Raw genomic sequence first — 13851 nt, forward strand, 5'->3', positions numbered from 1 at the left:
GCCAAGTGTCTGCACACCGCCAAAGATAGGCGTCAGCCGCTGCGGCGACCGGGCCCGAGGAATGCACGGCGACCACGCTGGCCTACCCTATCCGCGACTGAAGATGCCCACGATCGGCGTGACGTGGGAGAACTCCCCAACGATCAAGTGGCAATTCCTTCTGGCGGTCTTCCACGGTCCGAACCCTACGGGCAAGTCGCGCGACCGCACGCCGGTCCGAACCCGGTGCAGAACAGGTCGATCACCTGCCGAAGATCCCGCCACCGGCAACTCCTGTTGCTGACCGGCAGGAACGGCCGGGTGAACGGGACTACTCGGCCACGCCTGGCGGCAGGAAGCCGTGCGCGGACAGGTCGAACCAGTTGCCCTCCGGGTCGATGGCCCGGTACTCGGCGAACGGCCGGTCGCCTGCGCGTAGCACCGGGCGGGGGACGCCGCGCTCCGTCATCCGGTCCGCGACGCAGGCGACGTCCGGAACCTCGAAGCCGAAGTGGTTGAACCCGGTCGGCACGTCCCCGTCCAGGCGTTGCTGGATGAGCGCGAGGTTGATGTACCCGTCAGTAACGAATCGGCTGCCGTCCGGGTCCTGGTGAAACTCCTTCATCTGGAGGGTCGCGCGGTAGAAGGCGGCGGCAGCGGCGGGGTCCTGGACGACCAGGGCCACGTGTCGGAGGCGGGGCCGGTTCACTTCTGTTCTCCTAGGGGTGCTGGGACTGTCATGTTGTGAAACGCGGCGATCCGCCGCCCGTTCCGGTCGTCAACCACAACCGCCTGCGCGTGCGTGGTAGGGCCGTCCGGTTCGATCACGGTCACCGCGTGGACCAGGCTGAGTCCCCTGGCAAGCGAACGGACCAGGCGGACCTCGGGGATCAGCCGGGTGCCGCGGAACGGCCCGGCGAACATGCGGGCGTGCCCGGCCACCACGGCGTCACGGCCCCGCAGTTCCTCACCGCGTACGGTCACGAAGTCGACGTCCTCGGCGAAGACGGCGCCGAACGCCTCGGCGTCGCCGCGCAGCCAACACGCCGCCATCGTCCGCCACAGCGCGGACACGTCGTCGTCAGTCATCTTCGCCTCCGCCGTAGGGCAGGACACCGGCATCGGCCGGCCGGTGTACACGCAGGGCGAGCCGCTGGCACTCCGCGTCCCATGCGGAGAGGGCATAGCCGTGCGCCGCGTGCCGGCGCTCCACGTAGCAGACGACGTTGACCGGCCAGCTGCTGCTGCGGAACGCGTAGCGGTCCATCTCGGTAGGGCACTCGTCCAGTGGGTGGGCGCGGGCCTGCTGGGGGCCGAGCCGGTGCCAGTCAGGGTGCATGTGGACCGAGCCGAGGATGTCCAGGTCCCGGCGGTCAGCCTCGCGTGCGATGCGCAGCAGGTCCGCCGCGTCCAGCCACCATGCCCGGACCGGATTCTCGTAGGCCGCCCCGAAGCGGGGCACGATAGTCGAAGCGAACTCCTGCCGGGCGCTCGGGTCGGTGGTGCGGGCGTTGCGGCCGAACGCCACGTCATGAACCAGCCAGTCGCCGTCCACGGCCGTTCCCAGCAATACCGCGAAGCACGGAACCGGATCGTTCTCGGTGATCTTCGCGTATTCCCGGACGGCCGCCGCGAGAAAACGGTTCAGTGCGGATTCAGAAAACAGCACGGCGGAATCCCCCGGCGCGCGGACGGTGCGCTCGCTCTCGTTCCTGGTATGCGTCAGCACGTAACCACCTTTTCGGAAGCCGGCGCTACGAAGGCCGGCATCCGACCGTGTCACCGGGCACAGCGGCGGAGCAACCGGCGGATGGCCGGGTGATGTCGGACGGACCGGAATTGTTGGCCGCTGTCCCGAATGCGGCCCTATCGCATTAGGCGATAACACTTCTGTTCTGGTGGTCGCGGCGGCCGTACGATCCGGCCATGCGTCTGGACGTGCGGCATCTGGATCTGGTCCTCACCATCGCTGAGGCGGGCAGCCTGCGGCGGGCAGCCGCCCGGCTGCACCTCACCCAGCCCGCGGTGACGGCTCAACTCAAGCGGATAGAGCAGCACTTGGGTGGCGAGCTGTTCGTCCGCCTCCCGGACGGCATGCTGCCCACCCGCGCGGGCGCCCTCTTCGTCCGCGACGCCGCCCGCATCCGGGTGGACTTGGCCGGCCTGACCCACACCGCCCGCCGCGCCCTCCAGGACGACGCGGAGGCGCCGGTGCGCGTCGGTGGCGTGCCGGCGCAGCAGTTCAGCCTGCTGATCAAGGCGCTCGGCGCCTTGCTGCCCGCTCGCGGTACGACCAGCCGCACGGTTCGGCGCACCGACACCATCAGCGCGCTGCTCGCCTCCTGTGAACTCGACGTGGCGGTGCTGCGCCGATTCCCGGGCACCGCGCTGACGCTGCCGTCCGGCGTCGCGCACCGGGTCCTGCTGACCGAGCCGATCTTCGTCGGAGTCTCCCTCGGTCACCGCCTCGCCGCGGCGGGCCGGATCGCACTGGGCGACCTGGCGGACGACGACTGGGTGATGCCGCACCCTGACGACAGCGGCATGAACGACTACGTGGCCGACACCTGCCGGCGTACCGGGTTCGAACAGCGCGTCGCGCACGTCACGGACGAGGCGCACGTCGCCTTCTCCCTGACGGCGGCCGGGGACGCGGTCTGCGTGCTCTACCCGCTGGGCAGCGCGCGCGAGTCGCTGGCCACCCTCACCCTCACCGGCGACCCGCTGTTCCGCGAGCTGGTGCTCGCCTGGCGCACCGATTCCCCGGTTGTCCCCGTCGTGGACGTGCTGTGTGCGCATATCGCCAAGGGATACCTCGCCCTTGTCGAGGACGACGACGTGTATGCACAATGGTGGCGGCGAGGCGGGGCAGAATCCGCCCTGCCGTAGACGATTTCGGAAGGAATTCCCGTGCCGGTCCGGGGAATCAATCACGCGGTGCTGTGGGTGCGGGACGCGGAGGCCAGCACCCGTTTCTATACGGACGTCCTCGGATTCAAAGTGGTCGCCGAGTCCGGGGAGGCACCGCGGAAAGCGGTCTTCCTCCGGGCGCCGGAATCGGACAACGACCACGACCTCGGGCTGTTCGGCATCGGCCCGCAGGCCGACGAGACCAGAGCCGGACGCGGCGAGACCGGGCTCTACCACCTCGCCTGGGAGGTTCCCACGCTGGCCGACCTGCGCGCCGTGGCCGAGCGGCTCGCCGAGCGCGGCGCGCTGGTCGGCGCGACCGACCACGGCACCACCAAGGGCGTGTATGCCAAGGACCCGGACGGCCTTGAGTTCGAGGTCTGCTGGCTGGTGCCACACGTCCTGGTCGACGACAAGACCCGCTCTGCCCGCGGTGAACTCGACATGGACGCAGAGATCGCCCGCTACGGAGCCACCACCCAGGGCGCCTGCGTCCGAGCGACCCCACAGAAGCTCACCCCGGCGGAGGGAGGCTGAACCCGGTCGACACCATGCCGGGTGCAGCCGGTGCCTGCAGCGGCAGCGTGACGGCGGCCCGGATCGCACCCGGTTCGATCACACGCGACGTCGTGCCGGGCGACGCCGCGTGCGTGAAGTGCCGCACCCAGCCCCGCTCCCCCAGCCAGGCCGCGAACGTACGGCACGGAAGGCGGCCACCCGTGGCTTCGTGGAGCAACTGCAGCTGCTCCCAGAGAAGCACTTCGAACCGCAGCTCATCCACCCCGCGCGGCTGCGCGAAGGTCGCGATGAAACTGGTGAACCTCCGGGCGTGCCAGTCCGCCGATCCCACGAAGTGGACGAGTGCGCTGGATCTGCGGCGACGCGACGGGCATTCCATCGCTGCAGGTTGACCTCGCGACGACGACAGCGAATGTCGCCCAGGCCATCGCTGATCCGCAGACATGGCAGAAGACGCTACGTGGAGCCTACGAAGCACTGCGACCTGGCGGGCATCTGGTCTTCGAGACACGCGATCCGGCCAGACGCGCCTGGGAAGAGTGGACCCGTGAGAAGTTCTACCGCGTGACCGCGATTCCAGGCGTCGGCTCCGTCGAGAGCTGGGTTCAAATGAAAGAAGTGAGCCGGCCTCTGGTGACGTTCCGCTGGACCTACAGGTTCGCAGCGGACGGACAGGTGCTGACGTCGGATTCGACGCTCCGCTTTCGCGAGCGGGACGAAGTCGAGAGGGTCTTGGACGCGCATGGATACGTGGTGGGTGGCGTTCGCGATGCGCCCGACCGCCCAGGAAAGGAGTTCGTCTTCCTGGCGCGCCGTCCGTGATCCTCGGTGATCCATGCGACTCAACCTTCGAGGGCGCAGGACACCATCCCCGTCAGCCGACGACTGCCGACCTCACCACTGACGCCCCTCCGTTCGAATCCCGAGGGCCGAGTGCTCACTCCCTCACCAACCGCAGGATCATCACACCGGTCACGCTCGACCAGGTCTCTTCAACAAGATCGCGTTACGACCTCTTAGCAGGTTCTTTGGGGCCGCTGCAGCAGGTACTTCAGGCTCCGGGTTGTAGCAAGTTGCTCTGGCTCGGTTCGCAGATCGGGGCTCCCGGGGGCGGCTGTGTCAGCGGTGCCTCAAACTCTGGGCTGGTGAGCCGAATGGTGTACCTGCGCGTGACCGCCGCCGAGTTGGCCCGGTCGATCGAGGACCCGAAATGGGCGTTTGAATACGCCGAGAAGGCCAGGGAAGCGGACGGCGTCAACGACGTCGCCACGTCAGATGCCCGTCGCTTGCGACCCACAAGGCGTGGCACGCCGTCGCCTTCCTCCTCGATCGGGCCGGCTTCCCCCTGGGCATCGTCCATGACGAGCAGACGTTCACCAGCGATGACTGGGGCTACGGGCCTGCCATGTACCTGGACACGAACCAGGCCAAGCCCGCCGCCGAGGCTCTGGCCCAGTTGCCCTTCGAGGACCTGATCCAGGACGTGGACTGCACTCAGGTGACGGCTGCGCAGATCTGCGGTACTCGGCCGCGAGCGGGTGCAACCGGTAACTGCTGCCTCGGCGTTCGCCGTTACGCGGGCGCAGCACGATGTTGAGCTCACACAGCGGTGCGATGAGGTTGCTGACGGCCTGCGGGGGATGTTGTACTCCGCGGCCATGTCCTTCTGCCGAACCGGTAGCTGCCCGCCGAACTCTGAGAGGGCGGTTCGCGAGGAGATGACTGAATTGTCGTCACCTGATGGTGTGGGGGTGGGACGTCTCGTCTGATCAACAAGGCTCGGACTGCTGGGTTGGGCGGGTGAGTGAGCGCAAGCGGTATGTGCGCGACCTGACGGACGAGCGGTGGGCGTTGATCGCGCCGGTGATCACCGCGTGTGTTCACGACGAGCATCGCCATGGCGATGATGCCGGGTGCCCGGACCGACCTGGTACTGCCCGATCGGGCGGACCGGAGTCGCGCCAGAAGGAGCACGGCGAAGAACGTGACGAGCGGGGGTTGCCCGCACGCCTCATCGGTCGCCTGTTGCGACGCCGTGATGCCGTGACCGCCAGCGCCATGGCCGTTCCGACCATGACCGTGGCGTAGACCGCGACCAGCACCCTGACTGCACACCGATCGACGGCTCTGGCGCCGCGGCGCGAGCCGGGTCCGGGCGGCGTGCGAGTCCGGGCGACGCAGAGGTCTTCACCCGGCTCGTCGCCCCTGCTCGGCGTCCCCGACCCCGGCTACGCCATCGTCACAGCCTGCCCTCGTGACTTCGACGTCCCCGCCCGGCGACACCGGCCCAGGGCCAGGGCCACCACCGGGTCAGCCGCACCAGCGCCGGCCGAACACAGCCACGCGCCCCCAGCGCCGGCAAGCCCCTTGTGGACGAATCATTGGTGTCGCTCACTGTCGTTGGCCGGGGGCGTGGGTGACGCGGATCTTGGACTGGCCGTGCGGCAGTTCCTCCCAGTCGTCCATGAACCGGGCCACCAGGCCGTGCGTCTCCGCCAGGGCGATGAGCGTCTCGGTGCGGTAGTAGAAGTCTTCCCGCAGCACCTGGTGCTCCGTGCCCTCGGTGCGGTCGAAGGTGAAGTCGAACCAGCCACCTGGTGCCAGTAGCCGGCCGACGTTGGCCAGGCACTCCTCGATGACGGGGAGCGGGGAGTGGGAGAAGACGCTGTGCGCGTGCACCACGTCGAAGTGGTTCTCTGGCAGGAAGCGCAGGGTCAGGTCCTGCACCGGGGTGAGCGTGGGGAGGCGTTTCTGCAGCTCCATGCGCACCATCGTGTCCTGCGCAGCGGCAAGGATGTCGGGGGAGATGTCGACGCCGTGGTAGTGCCCCGGCTCCAGGTGCCGGATGAACCGCCAGCCCGCGCGGAGGTTGCCGCACCCGATCTCCAGCATCCGGTGCTCGGGGCGCAGGCCATGGCCGAGCAGGTAGTCGAACTGCATCGCCCCAAGTGACAACCACCGTTCGTGGCTGCGGCTGCCGACCGCCGCGTCCGGGTCTGCGCGGGTGTCGGAGCGCATCACCGCTCGGTAGTACGAAACGTGGTCCGGCCAGCGGTGGCGCAGCCACGCGTCCCGGGCGGTACGGGCCATGTGGCGTGGCACCCGCTCGGGGTGGCGCAGTGCGTAGGCGATGCGGTGCCCGAGGGCGGCGCGGTTGACGGTGACGTTCTTGGCAGGCACGCGGAGCTTCTCCTCGTCGGTGCGGACGCGGCGGCCGTGACCGCCGCGCCTGGCTTGTCTGAATCCCAGCCTCGCCGTGTGGGCGGCTGCCCGAGGTGGCGAACCGGCTCGGATGTGGGGCCGGTTCGGGGGATGCAGGTGTCAGCCGATTGGGGGTTGCGGCACCGCGTCGGGCACGCTGGGCACGTCGAATGCGTCGGAACACGTCAGAACGTCTGCGAGGAGAGGCCGGGTGTGGCGATGAGGAGGCCGTCGGTGTCGACGGATCAAGGGTCGTATCGGTCCTGTACAGCCGCAGAGGTCGCGCCCGACGTATCAGCCGCGCCGGCGGCGACTTTTAGGGGCGACCTGTGACGGCGGCGGCAGGAGGGCGGATCCCGGAGGCCGGCGAGCGGCGTGATCCGGACGGGCAGGCCGGTCCCGAAGGGCGGTTCGGCTTCCGCACACGGGCCGACCCCGACGGCCGATGGGTGACGGCGGTCATGCACGCCGCGTTCTTCGTGCTGCTGGGCTCCTCTCTCGCCCGCTTCCTGATCCGGTACCAGGGCGGCACCCGTATCGCATGGGTCGTCCCCCTGTTCGCCGTCTTCTCGCTGCTCTACGTCCTCGGCCGGTGGCTGGCACCCCCTCCGCGCCCCGGCGCCCGGCCCACCACCCGGCACCTGGCCTGGCTGGGCGCGGTGTCTGCCGTGTGGGTCCTCCTGCTCGCCCTCGCACCGAGCGCCACGTGGTGTGCGATGCCACTTCTGTTCGCCGGCCTGCACACGCTGCCCGTGCGGATCTCGGTGCCGGTGGTGGCGGGGCTCACCGCGCTGGTCGTCGCCTCCCAGGTGCGGGTGTCGCACGGCACGCTCAATCCCAATATGGTGCTCGCCCCGCCGGCCATTGCAGCGGTCGCCACAGCCGTTCTGGTCCATCTGCAGCGTCAGGCCGCCAGACAGCGCGTCCTGATCGACGACCTGATCCGCACCCGCCGCGACCTGTCAGCCACCGAGCGGCGGGCGGGCATCCTGGCGGAGCGGCAGCGACTGTCCACGGAGATCCACGACACCCTCGCGCAGAGCCTGTCGAGCCAGCAGATGCTGCTGCAGGCCGCGGAGCGCATCTGGCAGGCGAACCCGGGCGTGGCCCGCGAGCACATCAGGAAGACGGCCGAGATCACGTCCCGAAGCCTCACCGAGGCCCGCCGCTTCGTGCATGACCTGGCTCCGGCCGACCTCGCCGAGCAGACCCTGGCCGAGGCGTTGTGTGCGCTCGCGGAGCGCGAGAGCGGTGCGGGTCTGGCAGTGGACTTCCGGCTCGACGGCCCTCTTGGCCCACTGCCGCAACGGGTCGATGCGGCGCTGCTGCGCATCGCCCAGGGCGCGCTGGCCAATGTGCGCGAGCACGCCGCGGCGACGCAGGCCGCGCTGACCCTGACCTTCCTGGGCGACCAGGTCTGCCTGGACATCGCCGACAACGGCCGCGGCTTCGACCTGACCGGTCCTCCCCCAACCCCCGGAGCTGACCAGGCACGCGGCCACGGGCTGCCGGCCATGCGTATCCGGGCGCGGCAGTCGGGCGGTGTACTCACCGTGGAATCCACGCCCGGCGAGGGCACCGTGGTGTCGGCGGCCGTTCCCCTCGCTTCCCCCGCCCCCGAGGCCCTCGCCCTCGTCGAGGGCGCCCCGGCCCCCGCCACCCCGAAGGAGACCGCCCCGTGAGCCCACCAGAACCCTCCCCGCCGATTCGGCTGCTGCTGTGCGACGACCATGCCGTGGTGCGTGCCGGGCTGCGCGCTCTTCTGTCCGGCGCCGACGGCATCGAGGTGGTCGGTGAAGCGGGCAGCGGCGAGGAGGCCCTTGCCATGGCCGACCGCCTGCGCCCCGACGTCGTGCTGATGGACCTTCAGCTCGGTGACGGCATGGACGGTGTGACCGCCACCCGGCGCCTGTCGTCAGGGGGCGGGGACGGCACCGAGACGACGGGCCCGCGCGTGCTGGTACTCACCATGTTCGACACCGACGCCGACATCACCCGTGCCATTGAGGCAGGCGCCACCGGTTACCTGCTCAAGGCCGAACGGCCGGAGGAACTGTTCTCCGCGATCCGTAGCGCGGCGACCGGCCGCACCGCGCTGTCGCCACCCGTCGCCGACCGGGTGCTGGCCAGGATGCGCAGTCCGCGCCCCGCCCTCTCCGAGCGCGAGCGGGACATTCTCCAGCAGTTGGCGCGCGGTCTGGGCAACCGGGAGATCTCCCGTGCCCTGTTCATCAGCGAAGCCACGGTCAAAACCCACCTGGCACGGATGTACGGCAAGCTGGGTGTGCAGACCCGAGCGGGGGCGGTTGCGGTCGCCCAGGAGCAGCGATTGCTGCCGTGACACCGGCTTCGTGTCCCCGGGACGACCTGGCGTACTGGTGAACCGTGCCCGGCCTGGAATCAACCCCAGCCCGGCATCGCCCGTGAGTGACCGAAGCGGGTGTGCCCCGACCGGCAACGACGCCCCCGCCGGTCCGGCCGCCAGTACCCGAAGTGCATCGGCGGTATGCCCGGTCAGGTCCAGCGGTTCCGCGGTGGGCTCACCGCCGGTCGCGGAACCGCGCTTTCACACTCCCTCGGGCAGTCCACGCCCGACCCCATGCCGTGCGGCAGGCAGAGTTCAGCCAAAAATGGTCCATGACGTGGTGCCGTTCACTGCCATGAGGACGGCGAGCAGCACGATGTCCGCGATACCGAGCCACAGACCGAGCAGTGCTCTGAAGCGGCGGGGCGTGTTGCGGTGCAGGGCCAGGGTGGCCAGGACGATGGCGCAAGGGCCGAGGAGGAAGTTAAGGACGAGGAGTCCGACGAGGCCGAGGACGAAGGAGGCGACGGCCATTCCCTCGGTGTCCCGCCTGCCGGTCTCCCGCCGCGGGGGCTCTGTCAGTCGCATCACGTCACGCCTTTCGGGTTTGGCCGTGCTTACGCCGCTCGCGGACGGCGAACACGACCAGCCACAGAGTGATGGCGACGCCGACCACGAGGGTCACGGGCAGGGGAAGATAGGTGGCCGATCCGACCAGGACGGCCAGCACGAGTAAGGCCACGACAAGAAGAAGCATGTCTACTTCCGTTCACACGGGGGCATGGGCAACGCAGTAAGTCACCCCTTCACGGACATACAGACGCGGGTGCCCCAGCAGATCAACATCACACCCGCGGGCATGGCCGTAGAAGAACCGGTCCGCCGGCTGCCGCGCGGCAAGAGAGGGCGTCACCTCTCGTAGCCACCGAGCCAGTTCTTCCGCCTCGGGCCTATCCCGTCCAACGGGCCCGCCCGTCGTTCCGCAGCCACTCCCCTGCCCGCACTGTCCCCGGCTTTCCACTGCCTGCAAGAAACACCAAAGCGGCCTGACGGGCGCTCAGATCACCGCGCACGCCCTCCTTCCACGCATCTCACACGCATGGCAGGTAACCGAAACGCGCGCCCGAAGCCGACTTGACCTGATCGCCATCCTCGCCACAGGCATGCTCGGCTTCCCCGCAGTCCGCCCCTCCCGATCACCCGTGGCGGACCATGGCACGACATGCGTTGACCATCCGGCACGGTCGGGAAAGCGTGCTGTCGGGGCCCTGTCGAGGAGGCCTGGCAAGGGCGTACGTCGCAAGCCTGGCGTCCCAGAAGGACGAGAAGAACTCCAGGGCTGCGATTTCTTTCGGCCGGGTCGGCGCTCGGGAGCCCGCGGAGTTCTGTGGCGACCCAGTCCGCAATGGGCCTCGTCGTGGACCTGAGCGCCTCCACCCTCTTCTGTCCTGCTGCGCGGGTGCCCACACTGGTCCACGCCCCGAGCCCTGGGCGCCGCCTTCAATGGTCCGCGCCCCACGGATACTGCGGCCTGCCTCCGCTAACCGAGCTTGCCAAGAGCGCCCAGATCCCTTCCCGTCGCACGGCAAAGGCCCCGATGGCTCCGGCCTTTCCAGGAACAGCGTTTGTCGGCCAGTTCGCAAGTCAGTTGGCGATACCATCCGGCTCGTGCATGCGAGGGGAAATGACGGCAGGGTCGTGACTGCGAACGCGGGACCACTGCCGCCTCTGGCTGGCTGACGGAGGTCAGGTCGCGTACCCACGTGTGGTCGGCTGTGACGTCACGCGCGTGAGACATCCCTGGGGCGTAGAAAGTGCTCATCCGATAGCACAGAGAGCTCGTTCTGGCAGTTGATGTCGCGTGGCTGCCCGGGCCACGATGGCGGTGATGTACGCCGGCTTCGGCCTGACATGCGCGCTCAGCGGGACGCCGCTGCTCTACCTGGGCAGCAGGCCCGGACCCTCGGCGCTGGCCTGGGGGGCGTGGGGGCGAGGGCGCTGGCGGCCCTGGCCTGTGGTGCGGTGTCGCGGTACGGACTGCTGCCGGCGTTACGCGTGCTGCTGTGGATGGTCTGCGTCCCGGACGGCATCGCCGCGTTCGGCCTGCTGATGGACGTCACCTTGGAGTCCTGGGGCCTGGACGCCACGGTGCCGCTCGGCGCCTTGCTGCTGTGGGGCCTGGTCCGCCCGTGGGGCCAGGTCTTCCCACGCTGGACGCCACTGCAGCCGGGCCGGCACGTCCCCCGCTGGCTTCCTCTGGGCCCGGGCCCGGCGAGCGCAGCAGCCCTCTCGGATGGACCATGGTTATAGGAAGCCGAACGGCCGAGAAGGGCAGCAGGGCCCGGCCGCGGTGGAGAGGTGCCGGGAAAGCGGTGACAGGGCCGTGCAGCCATCCGGAACGGGCCAGGCCCAGGAGGAGCGATGAGTTCTGCCAGCAGCCCCCTGGAGCCAGAAACCTTGCGTGCTGTCTTCAACAGCGTGGAGGCAGGGCTGTACGTGATGGACGCCTCCGGACGTATCACTGCCTCCAACCCGTGCGCTCAGCGACTCGTGGGCCGATCCGAGGAGCAGACGCTCGGCCGCGATCTCCATGACCTGCTGCACCGTCAGGCGAACGGCAGCAAGCTTCCGCGCGGTGAGTGCCGGATGCTGGCGGTGCTGGAGAGCGGACAACCGACTCAGGGAAGCGACGAGTTCCTGGTCAAGGGCGACGGCACCTTGGTTCCGATCATCTGGGCGGCCGCCCCACTGTGGCGGGACGGCCGGGTGGACGGGGTGGTCTTGGTCCTCCACGACTTCACTCTGCACCGCGAGGCCGCCGAGCAGACAGCGGCCCAGCTGGCGTGCCTGGAGGGGTTCACCGAGCGGCTGATCATGGTGTCGGAGGCTTCCGCGGTGCTCTCCACCACCCTCGGCCTCCCCGAGATGCTGCACAGGCTGGTGCGTCTGCTGGTGCCAGATCTGGGTGACTGGGCGGTGGTGGACCGGCTCGTGCCGGGCGAGGCCGGAGAGATGCAGCGGATCGCCGTCCACGCCACGAACGGCACGGCCGAGGAACTGCTGGGGCCACTGCCACCGCTGCCCGAGGCCTCCTCATCGCTCCTGGTACGCGCGATGCACGGGGGCGAGCCCCTGCGGCTGGACGCCGATGAGCTCGCCGGGGAAGCGGATACGCCGCTCGCGCAAGCGCATCAGGAACTATTTCATCGGCTCGGCGGGCACTCCGCCGTCGTTGTGCCACTGAGCGCCCGCAGGCAGGTTCTCGGTGCGCTGACCGTGGCCCGCACCGGGCAACTACCTCTGTACACCGACGCCGAGGTGACAGTGCTGGCGGACATCGGCCGGCGCGCCGGCCTGGTGATGGAAGGCGCCCAGCTGTACGACCAGCAGCGCCACGTCGCCGAGACCATGCAGCGCCAGCTCCTCACCCCGCTGCCCCAAGTCGACCACTTGACGATGGCCGCCCGCTACCAGCCCGCCCAGGTGGCGGCCGAGATCGGCGGCGACTGGTACGACGCCTTCATGCTGGCCGACGGCGTCATGACCATGGTCATCGGAGACGTGGTGGGGCATGACCTCCAGGCCGCAGCCCACATGGCCGAGGTCCGCAACATGCTGCGGGCCCTGGCCTGGGACCATCAGGAGCCCCCCAGCGTGATCATGCGCCGCCTGGACGAGGCGATGACCAACACCAGCGACGCCCCCATGGCCACCGCCATCTTCGCCCGCATCGAAGGGCCCGAAGGAGGGCCTTGGCAGCTGCATTGGGTCAACGCCGGGCACCCCCCGCCACTGCTGGTTACCTCCGACGGGCATGCCCGCTTCCTGGAAGGCGGCCACGGCCCACTGCTGGGGATAAGCGCGACGTTGCACCTTGGCCTTTCCTGGCCCGACACCCGCGATGACCTTCCGCCGCAGTCGACCCTCCTCTTCTACACCGACGGCCTCGTCGAAAGCCGCACCAATCCCATCGACACCGGGCTGGCCAGCCTACGACGCCATGCCGCCGCCCTGGCGCGCCGCGACGTCGAGGAATTCCTTGACGAACTCCTCGCCCGCATCGATCCCAGCGGCGACGACATCGCCCTGCTCGTCCTGCGCATCCCCCCTGCCGGAGCCGGCGCAGAGGGAGACGAGCAACCGGCGCCGCTCCGTCACGCGCACAGCCCGGCCACACCCGACCGTTCCGCTCCGGGTTCCCGCATCGAGGGCACCCCGATCAGAGACACCTCCGAGCCAACGTAGCGGACCCTTCGATCTTGGTGGACGGAAGTGGCATTCGCATGCTCCTGGTGAGCAGGCGGCGGGCGAACTCGCCCACGGCGACGCGCTCTGGGCATGCGGCCGGCAATCGGCCCCTTCCACCTGTCGGCCGGCCACCCGCTTGACGCAGGGACTGCTCGTGTTCCTTGCGGTGTCCGAGCTAACGGCTCGACGCGTAACAGCGGTCATCGGCGAGGTGGCGTGACGGAACTCGGCATCGATCGCTCACATCTCGAAGCCTGAGCTCTCGGCGAGTCCGAAGTTCCGGAACAGGGCAGCCGACCGTCGGACAGGACATGAAAAGCGCCGAAGTGGACCAGTCCGTGCGAGCTGACGTGCGCTTGGCTGAACGTCTGGGTCCGGGTCTGGTGATTGCGGAGCGCGGGGCGCGAGCGGGCTGCGAGGCGCGTGGCTTAGCCCGCGGCGTCGAGTAAGGGCAACGGCCCGTCCTCGGACCGCCCGGATGACGGGGCCAGGTTCGCCTCGGCGATCGCGTAGCGCAGACGGCCCCAGGGGGCGCCCTGCCGGAGTCGGCGACGCCTTCGAGTACGCAGTGGCCGGCGAGACCATGTGCCTGACAAACGTCGACGCTTGGTCGAGCCCTGGTCACTTCGCGCGATGGGTGGGGGTGTGGCCGAGGCGGCCGCAGGGCCGGTCGAGGGCGGGGCGGGACG

The 13851-nt window shown here is 69.4% G+C and carries 14 protein-coding genes and 2 pseudogenes; 9 read left to right on the forward strand and 7 right to left on the reverse strand.

Annotated features, from left to right (window positions below; translation table 11 throughout):
• Positions 1–310: 310 nt before the first annotated feature.
• From OHS16_RS00285 to OHS16_RS00295, 3 genes are read right to left on the reverse strand one after another with little or no spacing between them, the layout of a single operon-like run.
• Positions 311–688, reverse strand: coding sequence for a VOC family protein (locus tag OHS16_RS00285; protein ID WP_328535087.1), 378 nt, complete (start codon positions 686–688; stop codon positions 311–313).
• A complete protein-coding gene (locus tag OHS16_RS00290) occupies positions 685–1068 on the reverse strand; it encodes an SgcJ/EcaC family oxidoreductase (protein ID WP_328535088.1) in 384 nt (127 codons plus the stop codon). The genes OHS16_RS00285 and OHS16_RS00290 overlap by 4 nt, the downstream gene beginning before the upstream one ends.
• On the reverse strand, positions 1061–1648 hold the full coding sequence (locus tag OHS16_RS00295) for a hypothetical protein (protein ID WP_328535089.1): 588 nt from the start codon (positions 1646–1648) through the stop codon (positions 1061–1063). The genes OHS16_RS00290 and OHS16_RS00295 overlap by 8 nt, the downstream gene beginning before the upstream one ends.
• 257 nt (positions 1649–1905) lie before the next feature.
• Here OHS16_RS00295 and OHS16_RS00300 point away from each other — a divergent pair, with 257 nt between their 5' ends.
• Complete coding sequence (locus tag OHS16_RS00300; RefSeq protein WP_328535090.1) at positions 1906–2868, forward strand: LysR family transcriptional regulator; 963 nt, start codon at positions 1906–1908, stop codon at positions 2866–2868.
• Between the two features lie 21 nt (positions 2869–2889).
• Entirely contained in the window at positions 2890–3426 is a 537-nt protein-coding gene (locus OHS16_RS00305) for a VOC family protein (RefSeq protein WP_328535091.1), read from the forward strand.
• Between the two features lie 55 nt (positions 3427–3481).
• Here the strand turns inward: OHS16_RS00305 and OHS16_RS00310 are convergent.
• A pseudogene (locus OHS16_RS00310) lies at positions 3482–3625 on the reverse strand (MOSC domain-containing protein); the annotation flags it as partial.
• Positions 3626–3735: 110 nt separating this feature from the next.
• On the opposite strand from OHS16_RS00310, the pseudogene OHS16_RS00315 reads away from it, so the two are divergent.
• The 3 genes and pseudogenes from OHS16_RS00315 to OHS16_RS00325 form a co-directional block, all read left to right on the forward strand.
• Positions 3736–4230: pseudogene (locus OHS16_RS00315) on the forward strand (class I SAM-dependent methyltransferase); the annotation flags it as partial.
• A 400-nt stretch (positions 4231–4630) separates the two neighbouring features.
• Positions 4631–5005, forward strand: a complete 375-nt coding sequence (locus OHS16_RS00320; protein ID WP_328540659.1) for a DUF1877 family protein — start codon at positions 4631–4633, stop codon at positions 5003–5005.
• A gap of 203 nt (positions 5006–5208) precedes the next feature.
• Positions 5209–5496, forward strand: a complete 288-nt coding sequence (locus OHS16_RS00325; protein WP_328535092.1) for a hypothetical protein — start codon at positions 5209–5211, stop codon at positions 5494–5496.
• A 303-nt stretch (positions 5497–5799) separates the two neighbouring features.
• On the opposite strand, the gene OHS16_RS00330 is transcribed toward OHS16_RS00325, so the two are convergent.
• Positions 5800–6588 carry a class I SAM-dependent DNA methyltransferase gene (locus tag OHS16_RS00330; protein WP_328535093.1) on the reverse strand — a complete coding sequence of 263 codons (789 nt, stop codon included), beginning with the start codon at positions 6586–6588 and terminating at the stop codon, positions 5800–5802.
• Between the two features lie 482 nt (positions 6589–7070).
• On the opposite strand from OHS16_RS00330, the gene OHS16_RS00335 reads away from it, so the two are divergent.
• Complete coding sequence (locus tag OHS16_RS00335; RefSeq protein WP_328540660.1) at positions 7071–8291, forward strand: sensor histidine kinase; 1221 nt, start codon at positions 7071–7073, stop codon at positions 8289–8291.
• The gene (locus tag OHS16_RS00340) at positions 8288–8950 is read left to right on the forward strand and encodes a response regulator transcription factor (RefSeq protein WP_328535094.1); all 663 of its coding nucleotides are present in this window, start codon (positions 8288–8290) and stop codon (positions 8948–8950) included. The genes OHS16_RS00335 and OHS16_RS00340 overlap by 4 nt, the downstream gene beginning before the upstream one ends.
• A 279-nt stretch (positions 8951–9229) precedes the next feature.
• On the opposite strand, the gene OHS16_RS00345 is transcribed toward OHS16_RS00340, so the two are convergent.
• Entirely contained in the window at positions 9230–9502 is a 273-nt protein-coding gene (locus OHS16_RS00345; RefSeq protein WP_328535095.1) for a DUF4190 domain-containing protein, read from the reverse strand.
• A 4-nt stretch (positions 9503–9506) separates the two neighbouring features.
• Entirely contained in the window at positions 9507–9671 is a 165-nt protein-coding gene (locus tag OHS16_RS00350; protein WP_328535096.1) for a hypothetical protein, read from the reverse strand.
• A gap of 1226 nt (positions 9672–10897) precedes the next feature.
• On the opposite strand from OHS16_RS00350, the gene OHS16_RS00355 reads away from it, so the two are divergent.
• On the forward strand, positions 10898–11224 hold the full coding sequence (locus OHS16_RS00355) for a hypothetical protein (protein ID WP_328535097.1): 327 nt from the start codon (positions 10898–10900) through the stop codon (positions 11222–11224).
• Between the two features lie 111 nt (positions 11225–11335).
• The gene (locus OHS16_RS00360) at positions 11336–13159 is read left to right on the forward strand and encodes a SpoIIE family protein phosphatase (protein ID WP_328535098.1); all 1824 of its coding nucleotides are present in this window, start codon (positions 11336–11338) and stop codon (positions 13157–13159) included.
• Positions 13160–13851: the final 692 nt, after the last annotated feature.

The organism is Streptomyces sp. NBC_00344 (assembly GCF_036088315.1).
GTDB lineage: Bacteria > Actinomycetota > Actinomycetes > Streptomycetales > Streptomycetaceae > Streptomyces.

What these genes read in the sequence shown, in the direction of transcription:
- OHS16_RS00290 (WP_328535088.1), bottom strand. Translation starts at nt 1,068, where the DNA reads ATGACTGACGACGACGTGTCCGCGCTGTGGCGGACGATGGCGGCGTGT.
- OHS16_RS00300 (WP_328535090.1), top strand. Translation starts at nt 1,906, where the DNA reads ATGCGTCTGGACGTGCGGCATCTGGATCTGGTCCTCACCATCGCTGAG.
- OHS16_RS00335 (WP_328540660.1), top strand. Translation starts at nt 7,071, where the DNA reads ATGCACGCCGCGTTCTTCGTGCTGCTGGGCTCCTCTCTCGCCCGCTTC.
- OHS16_RS00345 (WP_328535095.1), bottom strand. Translation starts at nt 9,502, where the DNA reads ATGCGACTGACAGAGCCCCCGCGGCGGGAGACCGGCAGGCGGGACACC.
- OHS16_RS00350 (WP_328535096.1), bottom strand. Translation starts at nt 9,671, where the DNA reads ATGCTTCTTCTTGTCGTGGCCTTACTCGTGCTGGCCGTCCTGGTCGGA.
- OHS16_RS00360 (WP_328535098.1), top strand. Translation starts at nt 11,336, where the DNA reads ATGAGTTCTGCCAGCAGCCCCCTGGAGCCAGAAACCTTGCGTGCTGTC.